This is a genomic window from Pseudomonas sp. S11P7, assembly GCF_023195435.1.
GTDB lineage: Bacteria > Pseudomonadota > Gammaproteobacteria > Pseudomonadales > Pseudomonadaceae > Aquipseudomonas > Aquipseudomonas fluorescens_G.
Map to the genome: position 1 here is coordinate 1,869,117 of NZ_JALPKS020000002.1, position 13,371 is coordinate 1,882,487.

The 13,371-nt window shown below is 61.4% G+C and carries 15 protein-coding genes; 9 read left to right on the forward strand and 6 right to left on the reverse strand.

The features are described from left to right. Positions 1–25 precede the first annotated feature (25 nt). Positions 26–1,108 (reverse strand): bifunctional transcriptional activator/DNA repair enzyme AdaA, encoded by a 1,083-nt coding sequence (locus M0746_RS08670; RefSeq protein ID WP_258448823.1) that lies wholly within the window; start codon positions 1,106–1,108, stop codon positions 26–28. 109 nt (positions 1,109–1,217) lie between these two features. On the opposite strand from M0746_RS08670, the gene M0746_RS08675 reads away from it, so the two are divergent. The 5 genes from M0746_RS08675 (at position 1,218) to M0746_RS08695 (ending at position 6,625) form a co-directional block, all read left to right on the forward strand. Then, positions 1,218–1,631 carry a VOC family protein gene (locus tag M0746_RS08675; protein ID WP_258448824.1) on the forward strand — a complete coding sequence of 138 codons (414 nt, stop codon included), beginning with the start codon at positions 1,218–1,220 and terminating at the stop codon, positions 1,629–1,631. A gap of 105 nt (positions 1,632–1,736) precedes the next feature. Then, the gene (locus M0746_RS08680) at positions 1,737–2,015 is read left to right on the forward strand and encodes a hypothetical protein (protein WP_208941161.1); all 279 of its coding nucleotides are present in this window, start codon (positions 1,737–1,739) and stop codon (positions 2,013–2,015) included. Positions 2,016–2,273: 258 nt separating this feature from the next. Beyond that, positions 2,274–2,888, forward strand: a complete 615-nt coding sequence (locus tag M0746_RS08685; RefSeq protein WP_258448825.1) for a biliverdin-producing heme oxygenase — start codon at positions 2,274–2,276, stop codon at positions 2,886–2,888. Further along, positions 2,885–5,122, forward strand: a complete 2,238-nt coding sequence (locus tag M0746_RS08690) for an ATP-binding protein (RefSeq protein ID WP_258448826.1) — start codon at positions 2,885–2,887, stop codon at positions 5,120–5,122. The genes M0746_RS08685 and M0746_RS08690 overlap by 4 nt, the downstream gene beginning before the upstream one ends. Before the next feature lie 915 nt (positions 5,123–6,037). After that, positions 6,038–6,625, forward strand: a complete 588-nt coding sequence (locus tag M0746_RS08695) for a LysE family translocator (RefSeq protein WP_258448827.1) — start codon at positions 6,038–6,040, stop codon at positions 6,623–6,625. A 113-nt stretch (positions 6,626–6,738) separates the two neighbouring features. Here M0746_RS08695 and M0746_RS08700 read toward each other — a convergent pair whose 3' ends face one another. The 4 genes from M0746_RS08700 to M0746_RS08715 all read right to left on the reverse strand — a co-directional run bounded on the left by M0746_RS08700 (position 6,739) and on the right by M0746_RS08715 (position 9,310). Further along, entirely contained in the window at positions 6,739–7,047 is a 309-nt protein-coding gene (locus M0746_RS08700) for an antibiotic biosynthesis monooxygenase family protein (protein WP_258448828.1), read from the reverse strand. Between the two features lie 10 nt (positions 7,048–7,057). After that, on the reverse strand, positions 7,058–8,062 hold the full coding sequence (locus M0746_RS08705) for a zinc-dependent alcohol dehydrogenase family protein (RefSeq protein WP_258448829.1): 1,005 nt from the start codon (positions 8,060–8,062) through the stop codon (positions 7,058–7,060). A 61-nt stretch (positions 8,063–8,123) separates the two neighbouring features. Beyond that, positions 8,124–8,426, reverse strand: a complete 303-nt coding sequence (locus M0746_RS08710) for an ArsR/SmtB family transcription factor (protein ID WP_090282894.1) — start codon at positions 8,424–8,426, stop codon at positions 8,124–8,126. Between the two features lie 53 nt (positions 8,427–8,479). Beyond that, a complete protein-coding gene (locus M0746_RS08715) occupies positions 8,480–9,310 on the reverse strand; it encodes an AraC family transcriptional regulator (RefSeq protein ID WP_258448830.1) in 831 nt (276 codons plus the stop codon). A 238-nt stretch (positions 9,311–9,548) separates the two neighbouring features. Here M0746_RS08715 and M0746_RS08720 point away from each other — a divergent pair, with 238 nt between their 5' ends. From M0746_RS08720 to M0746_RS08735, 4 genes are all read left to right on the forward strand, one after another. Continuing rightward, positions 9,549–10,199 (forward strand): hypothetical protein, encoded by a 651-nt coding sequence (locus tag M0746_RS08720; RefSeq protein WP_258448831.1) that lies wholly within the window; start codon positions 9,549–9,551, stop codon positions 10,197–10,199. Further along, on the forward strand, positions 10,196–10,624 hold the full coding sequence (locus M0746_RS08725; protein ID WP_258448832.1) for a phage holin family protein: 429 nt from the start codon (positions 10,196–10,198) through the stop codon (positions 10,622–10,624). The genes M0746_RS08720 and M0746_RS08725 overlap by 4 nt, the downstream gene beginning before the upstream one ends. Further along, the gene (locus tag M0746_RS08730; protein ID WP_258448833.1) at positions 10,621–11,442 is read left to right on the forward strand and encodes a DUF3618 domain-containing protein; all 822 of its coding nucleotides are present in this window, start codon (positions 10,621–10,623) and stop codon (positions 11,440–11,442) included. The genes M0746_RS08725 and M0746_RS08730 overlap by 4 nt, the downstream gene beginning before the upstream one ends. Positions 11,443–11,877: 435 nt before the next feature. Then, positions 11,878–12,270: a GFA family protein gene (locus tag M0746_RS08735; protein WP_258448834.1), complete on the forward strand. Its 393-nt coding sequence runs from the start codon at positions 11,878–11,880 to the stop codon at positions 12,268–12,270. 27 nt (positions 12,271–12,297) lie between these two features. Here M0746_RS08735 and M0746_RS08740 read toward each other — a convergent pair whose 3' ends face one another. After that, on the reverse strand, positions 12,298–13,128 hold the full coding sequence (locus M0746_RS08740) for an alpha/beta fold hydrolase (RefSeq protein ID WP_258448835.1): 831 nt from the start codon (positions 13,126–13,128) through the stop codon (positions 12,298–12,300). Positions 13,129–13,371 lie beyond the last annotated feature (243 nt).

Genomic DNA, 13,371 nt, shown 5'->3' on the forward strand with positions numbered 1-13,371 from the left:
TCCCTTTTTGATTAATTTCTTCAAGTCAGAACGCGAGTTGTTGCGTGAGCTGCGTGGCGGCGTTTTCCAGGCGCAACAGAAACGCCTTGCGCGGCTGCCCACCACCATAGCCGGTCAACGCGCCATCCGCGCCAATCACCCGGTGACACGGCACCACGATCGACAGGCGATTATGCCCGTTGGCCAGGCCGACGGCGCGGCTGGCGCCGGGTTTGCCCAGCCCGGCGGCGATGGCGCCATAAGTGCTGGTGTGGCCGTAGGGGATTTGCAGCAGCGCCGCCCAGACCTGGCGATCGAATGCGCTGCCGGGCATGTGCAGGGCGACGCTGAACGCGTTCAGGTTGCCGGCAAAATACTCCGCCAGTTGCGTTTCGATCTGCTGCAAATGCGCGTTATGTCCCGGCGCGACGGCGTAACCGTAGCGCGCCTGCAATTGCTCGACTTCGCGGGTCAGCGCCGGCCGGTCGAGAAATTCCAGCAGCACCAGCCCACGGCGTTCGGCCATGGCGATCATCGGCCCCAGCGGCGTGGTCAGGCGGGTGAACAGCAGCGGCTCGCTCTGGGCGACGCGGCCCGGCGTGATGTTGAAGGACTTCTGAAAGGCATCACGAAAACCGCTAAGCGATTCATAGCCGGAATCGAACGCGGCATGGTCGATCGATGTGCCTTGCTTGATCCCGCCCAGCGCCATGCCCAACCGGCGTGTGCGCAGCCAGGCATGGAAGGTCATGCCGAAGTGCTGCTTGAACCAGCGGCGCAGTTTCAGCGGTTCGATGCCTTCGGCGAGCAATTGCGCATCGCTCCAGCGCACCTCGGGGTCGGCGTCCACAGCACTGAGCAGGCGCTGCACCCAGTCCGGGGCGATGGCGGCTGCGTCCAGCGGTTTGCAGCGCAGGCAGGCGCGATAGCCGGCCGACAGGCAATCGTCGGCATGGGCGAAAAACTCGACGTTCTCCGGTTTCGGTTTGCGCGCCGTGCAACTGGGGCGGCAGAAGATCCTGGTGGTTTTCACCGCCGTGAAGAACACGCCTTCGTAGGCAGTGTCGCGTTCAAGCATGGCGCGAACCATTTCGGCGTGGGGCGGCAGGGCAGTGGTCTGTATGTTCATGGGCTGAGAGTAAAACTGCTTTGTCGATGACTCCACCGAAAAATCGACAGTGAATTTTTTTCGATCTGCACCACAATGACCCCATCGCCGCTTGTGAGGAATCAACGCCATGCCGCCGTTCACCATCCAGCGCATCGATCACATTGTGCTGCGCGTCGCCGATCTGCAACGCAGCATCGACTTCTACGCCCGGGTATTCGGCGCCGAAGTGGTCCGTCATAACCCACCGCTGGGCCTGGTGCACCTGCGCGCCGGCAGCTCGATGATCGATCTGGTCGACCTGCAAGGCGAGCTGGGTCGCAAGGGTGGCGGCGCAGCAGGGGCGGAGCGGCGCAACGTCGATCATTTCTGCCTGCGCATCGAACCGTTCGACGAAACGGCACTGACCGTTCACTTGCAAGCCTGCGGCCTGATCGTGGAGAAAGCCGCCCGACGCTTCGGCGCCGAGGGTTACGGCCTGTCGCTGTATTGCTTTGACCCGGACGGCAATCAGGTTGAGCTCAAGGGGCCGAGCGAAGCCTGATTCAGCGCAGGTCGTCGAGAGCAGGCACCGTTGGTCTTTTCCATCGCACTCCAGCAGCCTTGGGCATTCGAAACAAGTCCGCTCACGACTTTTCTGGAGGCAGCCATGAACCACCCATCCAGCACCGACAAGCCGCTCGAAGAAACCCTCAACCCGAACGACGATGGCTTCGTGCTCGGCACCGCCGGGCGCGATGAGGATCCGAATGCGACGACTGACTGGGACCATGCGCGTGACACCGACGAGGTGATGACGCCCGCCGACACCCGCGGTTTACCCGGCTATCCGGGGGCAGAGAAGGCCAGCAAGGACACGCAAAGTGTCGACAGCAGCATTCCGGCCAACGGCGACCCCAGCCTGCAAACCAACGACAGCGCCGATTGAGCGGTGGCAACGCCGATTCGATGCGGTGCAAGCGATTTGGGCAGCGATTGCGCTATCGCACCGTGATCGGTGGGATCGATGGAACCTGTGGCGCCGGGCGAACTTTTCCCGTTCGGCGCCACTCTGAACCCGTCAGAGGGTAACCGGGCGGCAGAAAAAACTGGCCCGGCAGGCAGTTTTGGCGCGCGCCGTGATAAATTCGTCGCACGTTACGCCGACCCCGAATGGCCCCAGGCGGCCCCACCAAGAGCGATCTACATGCAAGCAAAGGCCCGTGAGGTTTATGTGCCACCGGTGCTGCAGGATTTGCGGGCCGGCACTGCCGAACTGCACATCGCACTGGAAAAACGCCTTCCTTTTTTCTCCGACACCCTTGATACCCCGGCTTTCGAGCGCCTGATGCAGGCCTATTACGGCTTTTATCTGCCGGTGGAACAGGCCCTGCAAGCCAGCAACGCTATTCCGGACGACTTCGATCTGACGCCACGCCTCAAGACCGCAACCCTGCGCGCCGACCTGCAAGCGCTAAGCGCCACGGATGATTCGCTGGCAAATCTGCCGCTATGCGCTGAATTGCCGCGCATCGATTCCAGCGCCGCCTGCCTCGGCGTGTTGTATGTACTGGAAGGCGCGACCCTCGGCGGGCAGATTCTGCGCCGCGAAATCGCTGCCCGGTTGGGCCTGGAAGCCGATAACGGCGCGGCCTTTCTCGATGTCTACGGCGCGGCCACAGGGCGCCGCTGGCGCGATTTCATCGAATACCTCGGCAGCCGGCCCATGGACGCTGCCGAACGTGCAGCCGTCGTCCGCGCTGCGCAAACTACATTCAGCTGTTTCGAGCAGTGGCTCGAGCGCCGGGAGGTGCTGGCATGACCCCGCAAGACAAACAAGCCTTTGAAGAACTCCTGGCCAACTGTGCCGACGAGCCGATCCGGTTTCCCGGGGCGATTCAGCCCCACGGCCTGCTGCTGACCCTGAGCGAGCCCGCGCTGCAGATCATTCAGGTCAGCGCCAACGTCGAAACCTTGCTCGGCCGCGCGCCAGAGCCATTGATCGGCCAGCCGCTGCACGAGCTGATTGGTCTCGAGCACAGCGCACAGGTGCTTGAGGCGCTGCAACGCGATGTGCAGGCCGATGCGCCTCCGTTGTACTTTCGCCTCAACGGCACCGCGTTCGAGGGTTTGCTGCACCGCCACCAAGGCGTGCTGATTCTGGAGCTGGAAATCCACGTCGAGAACTTCCAGCCGCGCAACGTCGCCGGGGTCAAAACCCATCTGGGGCGCATGCTGCAACGCCTGCAAGCGGCCACGTCGTTGCAGGCGCTGTACGACATCAGCGTCAAGGAAATCCAGGCGATGACCGGTTACGACCGGGTGCTGATCTACCGGTTCGAGGAGGAGGGCCACGGTCAGGTCATCGCCGAGGCCTCCGATCCATCGATGGAAGTGTTCAACGGCCTGTTTTTCCCGGCCTCGGACATTCCCGAGCAGGCCCGCGAGCTGTACCGCACCAATTGGCTGCGGATCATCCCCAATGCCGATTACCAGCCGGTGCCGCTGGTGCCAAAGTTGCGCCCGGACACCCAGCAACCGCTGGACCTGAGTTTCGCCACGCTGCGCAGCGTCTCGCCGATTCATTGCCAGTACATGAAGAACATGGGCGTGCTGTCGTCGATGAGCATTTCCCTGCTCAAGGGCGACAAACTCTGGGGCCTGATCAGCTGCGGCAATCGCCAGCCGCTGCACGTGCCTCACGAATTGCGCATGGCTTGCCAGACCATCGGCCAGGTGCTGTCGCTGCAGATCAGCGCGATGGAAGCGCTGGAGCTCAGCCGTCAGCGCGACGAAAAGCTCGAAGCACTGGCGCAGCTCAATCAGGCGATGATCGATTCGCCGCAAAACGTTTTCGATGGCCTGGCGCAACAGCCTGAAAGGTTGATGGCGCTGACCGGCGCCGGCGGCATCGCGATCATCGAAGACAAGCAGTTGCACCGTTACGGTAACTGCCCGGAACCGGAAGACATTCGCGCGCTGCACAAATGGCTGCAGGAACGCGGCGAGCCGGTGTTCGCCAGCCATCATCTGTCCAGCGTCTACCCACCCGCTGCGCAGTATCAGCAGGTGGCCAGCGGGGTGCTGGCGTTGAGCCTGCCCAAACCGGTAGAGAACGGCGTGCTGTGGTTCCGCCCGGAGGCCAAGGAAAACATCAGTTGGAGCGGGGACCCGCGCAAACCGCTGGACCTGGAAAACTCCGACGCCGGCCTGCGCTTGCGTCCGCGCACCTCGTTCGAGATCTGGAAAGTCGAGATGGCCGGGATTTCGGTGAAGTGGAGCCACGGCGACCTGTTCGCCGCCAACGACCTGCGCCGCTCCGCACTGGAGAACGACCTCGCACGGCAAGTGCGCCGCGAACAGGAAGCGGTGCGCGCCCGCGAGGAACTGGTAGCGGTGGTGTCCCACGACCTGCGCAACCCGATGACGGTGATCTCGATGCTCTGCGGGATGATGCAGAAAGCCTTCAGCTCGGACGGCGCGCATACTTCGCGGCGCATTTCTACCGCCATCGACACGATGCAGCAGGCCACGGCGCGGATGAATACGTTGCTGGAAGATTTGCTCGATACCTCGAAAATCGATGCCGGGCGCTACACCATCAGCCCGCAGCCGCTGGAAGTCGTGCATATCTTTGAAGAAGCGCAGTCGCTGCTGACGCCGCTGGCGCAGGACAAGGACATCAGCATTTCCTTTGAGGCTGATCCGGATCTGCGGATTCATGCCGACCCCGAGCGGTTGTTTCAGGTGTTATCGAATCTGGTCGGCAATGCGATCAAGTTCACGCCGCGGCTGGGGACTGTGGGTGTGCATGCGACGACGGTGGGCGACGAGATTGTCTTTACGGTGCGTGATAGCGGTGAGGGGATTCCGAAGGAGCATTTGCCGCATGTGTTTGATCGGTACTGGACGGTGAAAGAGGGCAATCCGACGGGGACGGGGCTGGGGTTGTATATCACTCAGGGGATCGTTGAGGCCCATGGTGGGCGGATCGTTGCCGAGAGTGAGCCGGGGCGGGGGAGTGAGTTTCGGTTTACGGTGCCGCGGGTGGCTTGATCTTTGGGGTTTGGGGTTTGGGGTTTGGGTTTTGGGTGCATATCCGTTGCTGCGGTAACGGCGGCTGGCGGTTTCGCCCTTACGGCGAGGCACTTTTTCCAGACGCCGAAAAAGTACCCAAAAGGCTTGCTCCTGCGTTCGGCCCTCGCAGGCTCGGGTTCCTTCGCTCCGGGATCGATCCGGGCGCAGCGGCTACGGTTTGCTGCGCTGCACCTCCTTCCGCTGTGTCTGGCTGCGCCAGACGGTCGCTGCGCTCCCACGCCCGGATCAATCCCTGCGCTCAGCCTTCCGATGTCGCTGGTTAGGCAAGATCAAGATCAAGGGCACTCGAGCTAACGCTCATTGTTGAGTGGTTAGAAGCGGGTGGTTGGCTTTGGATTTGTGGTGTGGCTGCCCCTCACCCCAGCCCTCTCCCGAGGGAGAGGGAGCCGATTTGTGGGCTGTTCAAAACTTGCGTTCAACTCGGTACCCCATGTTGGCGTATCTCTCACATCCACCACGGTCAGTCCCCTCTCCCTCCGGGAGAGGGCTAGGGTGAGGGGCTTTTGATCTTCAGCGTCGCCATCAAGATCAAAAGCAGGCGAGCTGACACTCGGCCTCATGGTTGCGCTCGGCCCCTGTGGGAGCTTGCCTGCAGGCGATGACGGACTAACAGCCAATCCATCTCTGCCTAATTCACGCAAATCGAAAATGTGGGAGCGAGCCTGCTCGCGAAGGCGTTTTCACAGCAATACATTTATTGCCTGACCCACCGCTTTCGCGAGCAGGCTCGCTCCCACAATGTTCGTGCCCGGCGCGGAATGTAGCGAACACCTGATGACAGATTTGCAGCCAAAAAGGTAATTTTCTTCAATACCCGCCGATCGGCGCTGACTAAGGTGAGCCCCTTGTTCCTCGTTTTGAAGCAGGTGTGCGATGAGTCTGATTGTTTCGATGGCGGCGTTTGCGCTGGCCGCTTCCATCACGCCGGGGCCGGTGAATATCGTGGCGTTGAGTTCGGGGGCGCAGTATGGGTTTCGTGCCAGTCAGCGGCATGTCGCCGGGGCGACGTTGGGGTTTGTGTTGTTGCTGGTGTTGATGGGGCTGGGTTTGCATGAGGTTTTGCAGCGCTGGCCGTTCATGACCCGCGTGGTGCAATGGGCCGGTGTTGGGTTTTTGCTGTTCATGGCCTGGAAACTGGCCAGCGATGACGGACGGCTCAACGCCGCCGATACAGGGCGGGCGCCGTCGATGCTCTACGGGGCGGTCATGCAATGGCTCAACCCCAAAGCCTGGCTGGCCTGTGTGGCGGGCATGGGGGCGTTTGTTGCCGATGGCGAGGCGCGGTTGGTCTGGCAGTTTGCGGCGGTGTATCTGGTGGTCTGTTATCTGTCGGTCGGCTGCTGGGCGTATGCGGGGACGTTTTTGCGCGGGTATTTGAACAACGCCAAGGGGATGCGCTGGTTCAATCGGACCATGGCCGGGTTGTTGGCATTGAGCGCAATCTATCTGCTGCTACCGTAACCCCATTGTAGGAGCGAGCCTGCTCGCGAAAGCGTACTTCCAGTCAATTATGCTTGCGACTGAAAGACCGCCATCGCGAGCAGGCTCGCTCCTACAGGGATCGGTGTTCAATCTCACATGAACGGCAACTCAAACGCCGCCCCTTCCATGTGATACACCGTCGGCTCTTCGGAAAAATATTGCTCCAGACCCAGCATGAACAATCGATGATCCTCACTGGCTTCAAAGCCCGGTGTGTGATCCTCGAGCGATTGCCAGCGCACGATCAGATTGAAGCGCTCGGGCGTTTCAATTCCTTGCGCGAGCACGTGCCCGCCATAACCCCTGGCGCGGCGGAGCAGGGGCGCGACCTCGGCGAAGGCCTGTCGGAAGTGCTCGACGTGTTGCTTATGAACCGGTAGCACAGCGATCTCGTAAACCATGACGTTCCCCTTAAAGTGAGTGCTGTGGGGTGGATGGCGCATCGGCGAGTGCGGATGGCTCGACGGCAATCGCGATCTTGCCCAGCAGTCCGTTGTTGCGGCTTTCCAGCCGGGCGTGGGCGAGTCCCAGGTCCGCCAGCGAATAGACCGCGCCGACGTGCGGGCGCAATTGACCGCGTTCGACCAGTGCGCTCAATTCATCGAGCTTGCCGCGGTTCTGGCGGGTGAACACGAAGTGGAAACTGGCGTTTTTGCCCCAGGCCTGGATCACGTTCTGCGGCTGGGCGATATCGACGATGGTCACCACCCGGCCCAGTTGCGCGAGTGCGTCGGGGCTGCGTGCCAGGGTGTCGCCGCCGATGGTGTCGAACACCACATCGACGCCATGCCCGCCGGTTTCGCGCAGGATGGCTTCGATGTAGTCCTCCTTCTCGTAATCGATCAGCACATCGGCCCCCATGCGCCGCGCGAACTCGAAGTTGGCTTCGCGTACGGTGGTGAAAACCTTTGCGCCCATGGCTTTGGCCAGTTGGATCGCAACATGCCCGACGCCACCCGCGCCGCCATGAATCAGCACGCTTTCACCGACCCTGAGCGCCGCCCGCACCACCAGCGCTTCCCACGCCGTGCCGCCGACCAGGCTGAGACTGGCCGCTTCGAGATGGTTCAGCGCTTTCGGCTTCCTGGCCACGATAGTTTGTGCGGCAACGTGGTACTCGGCGTAACTGCCAGGCCCGGCAAAGATCTGCGGGGTGTACCAGACCTCGTCGCCTGGCACGAAAGCCGTGACGCCCGGGCCGACCGCTTCGACCACGCCGGAGACGTCGTGACCGCTGATGGCCGGAAGCGGCACAAAGTCGGGATAGTCGCCGCGCCGAACCTGATAATCCAGAGGGTTGATGGAGGTGGCGTGGACTCGCACCAGTACTTCGCCAGCGTTGGGAACAGGCTTGGGCACGTCGCGCAGTTCGAACGATTCCGGGCCGCCAAATGATTCAAGCATCATCGCTTTCATTGCGTTTCCTCGTTTCGGTAAAAAGGGATATCGGGAATTCTCGATATCATGGGGCAAAAAATTACAGCTCGCTGCCGATGATCTCGGCCAGCTCACGGATCGCCGCTTCATTGCGCTTGTAGTACGTCCATTGGCCGATGCGTCTGACTTCGACCAGACCTGCCCGTTGCAGCGTCGCCAGATAATCGGACACCGTCGACTGCGACAGCCCGACGCCTTCCTGAATACTGCTGACGCAAACACCCACCGTGTGCACGTCGCCTTCATCCTGAGGAGGAAAGCTGTTGGCCGGGTCCTTCAAGCCTTTGAGAATCTCGAGGCGAGTACGGTTGGAGAGTGCTTTGAAGATGTCGAGTAGGTCCATGCCGCGAAGATATCGGATTTTACCGATATGTCAACGACTGATTTCGGAGGTCGTCAACCGCGATACTGCCCCGGCGTGGCCGCCAGATGCTGTTTGAAGGCGCGCTGAAAATGCGCCTGATCGGCAAACCCGGCCGCCAGCGCGACGTCGGCAATCAACTGGCCGCTGCGCAAGCGTTCGCGGGCGAACTGGATGCGCTGGTTGATCAAGAACGCATGGGGCGTCATGCCGTAATGTTGTTTGAACGCGCGGATCAGGTACGACGGCGATAACTGCGCCGCCGTGCAAATGTCGTCGAGGCTCAGCGCATCGGTGCAATGCTCGCGAATGAAACCAGCGGCGAGTTCGAGCTTGTCGTTCGGCTCGCGCAACGGCGCGCTGGCGGGGTTCAGACGCAAGTGCAGATCGCTGAAAAACTCCACCGCTGCACTGTGTTTGCGCAGCAGGTCGTGCCGGTCGTCGACGAGGATTTCGTACAGCTCACACAAACCGTGAAACAGCGCCGAGTCATCGAGATGAGTCAGCGCAAAGCGACAAAAACCCTGCGCACAGAACCCCAACTGCTGCTGCAGATCGCTCAGCCACGGCGTCTCGACGTACAGCATCACGTACGACCACGGCTGATCATCGATCGGGTTGCACGCGTGCACATCGCCAGGGTTCATCAGCACCACCGTGCCTGCGCCCACCTCGAACTCTGATTGCTCGTGCACATAGGTGCTGCGCCCGGCGGTGATCGCGCCGATGGAAAAGTGCGCGTGGGAATGCCGTGCATAACAGACCTCACGACCATCGGCGATGGCCCGCGCCTCGATGAAGGGCAGGGCGTCGTCGCGCCAGAAGCGCGGGGCTTTTTCTGGGTTTTTGGCGGCAGCGTGTTTCATGGTGGTTATCCCGGCAGGCCAGTGCGCCAGTGTAGGGGCTGCGGACGCCAAAGGCTCGTTCGAGTTCGACAGGACTGGCTTTTTCTAGCCCAACGGCACCTGCAAATCGGTAAAGGGTGCGCTCATCAAAACGGTTGAACTCCACGCCAGACTCTTCCGTCACTTCCTATGAGGGGACTCAGGGCAATGTTGTCAGGTCGCCCCACATAACGTTTTCACTCAGAAGGCGAGGGACCACATGAACACTTCAGATAACAGGGCAGGAACCACTGCAGACGAACCTTCAAAGGATCAGGCCGGGCAGGCCTTCGAACGGTTGAAAGACGACGTCAGCGAAACGCTCGGCGGTGCGCGGCAGCAAGCTGATGCACAGTTCGGCCAGTATCGCGACAGCGCTGCCGAGCAGATCGAAGCGCTGGCGCAAGGCGCGAAAAGCTTCGTCTCGGAGCTGGAGGACAAAGACACGCTGGGCATGTCCGACTATCTCTCGGACATGGCCGAGTCGATGGGCGGACTGGCAAAGAATCTGCGTGGCAAGAGCGCCGAACAGCTGTTGCACGATGCCGCCGAACTGGCGCGCAGCAATCCGGCGTTGTTCATTGCCGGCAGCGTGGCGATCGGTTTCGGCCTGTCGCGGTTCCTCAAAGCGGGCACCTCGGCGGCAGCCGAAGTCACTGCCGATCATGAGTCTGCCTCTGGCAACTCAACGCCACCGGCCGGCGGTTTTGGCGCGCAGCGGCCCTATGAAACTTCCACTGCAACCCGCACTGATCCCAGTCCAGGCCTGGCGACCGGCATTACCCCGACGTCGGCCGATGAGCACGATCACCCGACTGATTTTGCCGGAACCTCGATTCCTACCTCGCCAACCAAAGGAGACCTGTCATGAACCGAGACGATGCAGATCTGCAGGGCGCCCGACCCACAGCGAACCACGACGACGCTTCGGTGACCGGGCTGCTGCGGCAGTTATCGCGCGAAGTGCCGGCGCTGTTCACCAAGGAACTGGCGCTGGCCAAGGCCGAATTTCAGTCCAGCCTCAATACGCTCAAGGCCGGGATTGCGGCAGTGGCCGGCGGGGCGATCGTGTTGCTGGCGGGGCTGATCATCTTGCTGATGTCGGCGGTGTACGGCTTGAGCATGTTCATGGCGCCATGGCTGGCGGCGCTGATCGTCGGCGTGGTGGTGATGATCATCGGTTTTGTCATGTTGCAGTCGGGCAAAAAACAGTTCGAACCGTCCCATTTCAAACCTGACCGGACGCTGGACGCCTTGAACAAAGACCAGGAAGCGCTGCGGAGGAAAGCCTCATGAAGACTGAATTGGATATCGAATCGCAAAAAAGCCCTGAGCAGATCGAGCGCGAAATCGACGCGCAACGCGCCAGCATCGGCAATATCGTCGACCAGCTGGAAAGCAAGTTCACCCCCGGGCAGATGATCGATCAGGCGTGGGGCATGCTGCAGAACAACGGCTCGCAGTTCGTCACCAACCTGGGCACCAGCGTGCGCAACAACCCGGTGCCAGCGGTGCTGACCTCGGTCGGCCTGCTCTGGCTGATGATGGGCCAGAACCGTCCGCCGGTGCCGCAGCCGACCTATCGCAGCGGCCCGGATCAGGACCGGGCCGGGGAGTGGGCTGATGGTCTGGCCGATAGCCTCGGCAGTGCGCGCGAGCATATGCATCAGACCAGCGATTCGTTGAAGCACGGCTATCAATCGCTCAAGGACAAGGCTGCCCACATGGGCGAAAACGTCGGTGCCGCCAAGGAGAATTTGCGCCACTCCATGCACGATGCCAGCGACCGATTGAGCCAGAGCGGCCAGGCCATGGGGCAGCAATTCAGCCAGTTGCTCAAGGAACAGCCGCTGATGGTTGCTGCCGCGGGTATCGCGATTGGCGCCATGCTCGGTGCCGCGTTGCCGAAGACCGCCACTGAGCAGCGCTATCTGGGCCGGACCAGCGCGGGCATGGTCGACAAGGTGAAAAAACAGGCCCGGGAGGGCTATGAGACAGTCCGCGATACGGTGACGAAGACCACCGAGCAGGCGGCGGGGCAGGGTGCTCAGCCTGCGCAAGCGACGACGTCTGATGAATCGGCGGACCTGTCCAAGGGATTGGGGACGTCTTGATGATGGTGGGTAAGGGAGGCCTTGGTATGGCCTCCTTTTTTATTTCCGATTATCGACGTGTGGACGGAAATTCGGCGATCGAACGATTGGGGTGTGTCAGTTTTCCCTCACCCCAGCCCTCTCCCAAAGGGAGAGGGGGCCGACCGAGGTGTCTTGCGGGATGCATCGACCTGAGCGAGCGAGTCGATTGTGAATTCGACAGCGTAAAAAGATCGAGTCGATTGTGAATTCGACAGCGTAAAAAAAATCGAGTCGATTGTGGATTCAACGACATGCAACAGATCGAGCCGATTCCGGATTCCCAGCCGCACGTTCAGGTCGGCCTGTTTCCTCAATATCCCCCAATCAGTCCCCTCTCCCTCTGGGAGAGGGCTAGGTGAGGGCTGTCCCTGACGAAACCGGCCATCAAGAGACCAACCAAAAAGGAGTTTCCCGATGCCAACCTTCACCGGCAGCTGCCTCTGCGGCAAAGTCCGCCTCGTAGCCTCAGGCCAACCCTACCGCGTCGGCCTCTGCCACTGCCTCGACTGCCGCAAAGTCCACGGCGCGCTGTTCCACGCTTCAGCCATTTTCTCTGCCAGTGCCGTCTCGATAAGCGGCGAAACCCACGACTACGGCGGCCGCCATTTCTGCCCGCGTTGCGGATCCTCAGTGTTCAACCGCAGCGACGACGAAATCGAAGTCAACCTCGGCGCCCTCGATGCCCCCGATCAACTGCAACCGACCTATGAAAGCTGGACCCTGCGCCGCGAGTCCTGGCTGCCGGCGTTCCCGCTGGCGCACCATTACCCGCGTGATCGTGAGGGCCCAGGCCGCTCGGAAGATTAGCCAGAGCCCAGACTCGCTGCGGCTCGATCAACCGCGAATAAATGCCAGCAGATCGGCATTGATCGTCTCTGCTTCGGTCGTTGGCATGCCGTGCGGGAAACCGGGATACGACTTCAGCGTGCCATTGGGCAGCAGCTTCGCCGACAGCGGCCCCGAATTGGCATACGGCACAATCTGATCGTCCTCGCCATGCATCACCAGCACCGGCACGCTGACTTTCTTCAGGTCTTCGGTGAAGTCGGTCTGCGAGAACGCGACGATGCCGTCGTAATGCGCCTTGGCCGAGCCCATCATGCCCTGACGCCACCAGTTGGCGATGACGCCTTCCGCCGCCTCGGCGCCCGGGCGGTTGTATCCATAGAAAGGCCCGCTCGGCACGTCCCGATAAAACTGCGCGCGATTGGCCGCCACCTGCACCTGAAAGCCGTCGAACACCGACTTCGGCAAGCCGCCGGGATTGCTTGCGGTCTGCACCATCAGCGGTGGCACCGCAGCGATCAGCACCGCTTTGGCGACATTGTCCTGACCGTGGCGAGCGATGTAGTGGATCACCTCGCCGCCGCCAGTGGAGTGGCCGACATGCACGACATTCTTCGTGCCCAGATGCTTGACCACCGCCAGCGCATCGTCGGCGTAATGGTCCATGTCGTGACCGTCCCAGACCTGAGCAGAACGGCCATGCCCGCGCCGATCATGGGCGATAACGCGAAAGCCCTGACCGAGGAAGAACAGCATTTGTGCATCCCAATCGTCGGAACTGAGCGGCCAGCCGTGGTGGAAGTGGATCACCGGCGCGTCGCGCGGGCCCCAGTCCTTGTAGAAGATTTCAACGCCGTCTGTGGTGGTGACAAATCCCATGTTCGCGACTCCTGACCGATGTGGAGGGAAACCTGCGCAATACGCGCGGACCGATTTGGCTGATACACGCGATGCGCGTGCAAAGTGCGAGCCGTTATCAACTGTAGGAGCGTTGTCGATCTGTGCATGACCGGTGGTCGCAACGTCTGGCTTCGAGCGCAAATTAGGCTTTGCTGAAAGGGATAAGCCGAGGCGCTCGTGGCGATTGAAGGTCACGGTGACGCTCTTTCGGCACACCGTGAA

Excerpts from the sequence above, each read along its gene's own strand:
- M0746_RS08670 (WP_258448823.1), bottom strand. The coding sequence starts at position 1,108 with ATGAACATACAGACCACTGCCCTGCCGCCCCACGCCGAAATGGTTCGC.
- M0746_RS08675 (WP_258448824.1), top strand. The coding sequence starts at position 1,218 with ATGCCGCCGTTCACCATCCAGCGCATCGATCACATTGTGCTGCGCGTC.
- M0746_RS08680 (WP_208941161.1), top strand. The coding sequence starts at position 1,737 with ATGAACCACCCATCCAGCACCGACAAGCCGCTCGAAGAAACCCTCAAC.
- M0746_RS08685 (WP_258448825.1), top strand. The coding sequence starts at position 2,274 with ATGCAAGCAAAGGCCCGTGAGGTTTATGTGCCACCGGTGCTGCAGGAT.
- M0746_RS08690 (WP_258448826.1), top strand. The coding sequence starts at position 2,885 with ATGACCCCGCAAGACAAACAAGCCTTTGAAGAACTCCTGGCCAACTGT.
- M0746_RS08695 (WP_258448827.1), top strand. The coding sequence starts at position 6,038 with ATGAGTCTGATTGTTTCGATGGCGGCGTTTGCGCTGGCCGCTTCCATC.
- M0746_RS08700 (WP_258448828.1), bottom strand. The coding sequence starts at position 7,047 with ATGGTTTACGAGATCGCTGTGCTACCGGTTCATAAGCAACACGTCGAG.
- M0746_RS08705 (WP_258448829.1), bottom strand. The coding sequence starts at position 8,062 with ATGAAAGCGATGATGCTTGAATCATTTGGCGGCCCGGAATCGTTCGAA.
- M0746_RS08710 (WP_090282894.1), bottom strand. The coding sequence starts at position 8,426 with ATGGACCTACTCGACATCTTCAAAGCACTCTCCAACCGTACTCGCCTC.
- M0746_RS08715 (WP_258448830.1), bottom strand. The coding sequence starts at position 9,310 with ATGAAACACGCTGCCGCCAAAAACCCAGAAAAAGCCCCGCGCTTCTGG.
- M0746_RS08720 (WP_258448831.1), top strand. The coding sequence starts at position 9,549 with ATGAACACTTCAGATAACAGGGCAGGAACCACTGCAGACGAACCTTCA.
- M0746_RS08725 (WP_258448832.1), top strand. The coding sequence starts at position 10,196 with ATGAACCGAGACGATGCAGATCTGCAGGGCGCCCGACCCACAGCGAAC.
- M0746_RS08730 (WP_258448833.1), top strand. The coding sequence starts at position 10,621 with ATGAAGACTGAATTGGATATCGAATCGCAAAAAAGCCCTGAGCAGATC.
- M0746_RS08735 (WP_258448834.1), top strand. The coding sequence starts at position 11,878 with ATGCCAACCTTCACCGGCAGCTGCCTCTGCGGCAAAGTCCGCCTCGTA.
- M0746_RS08740 (WP_258448835.1), bottom strand. The coding sequence starts at position 13,128 with ATGGGATTTGTCACCACCACAGACGGCGTTGAAATCTTCTACAAGGAC.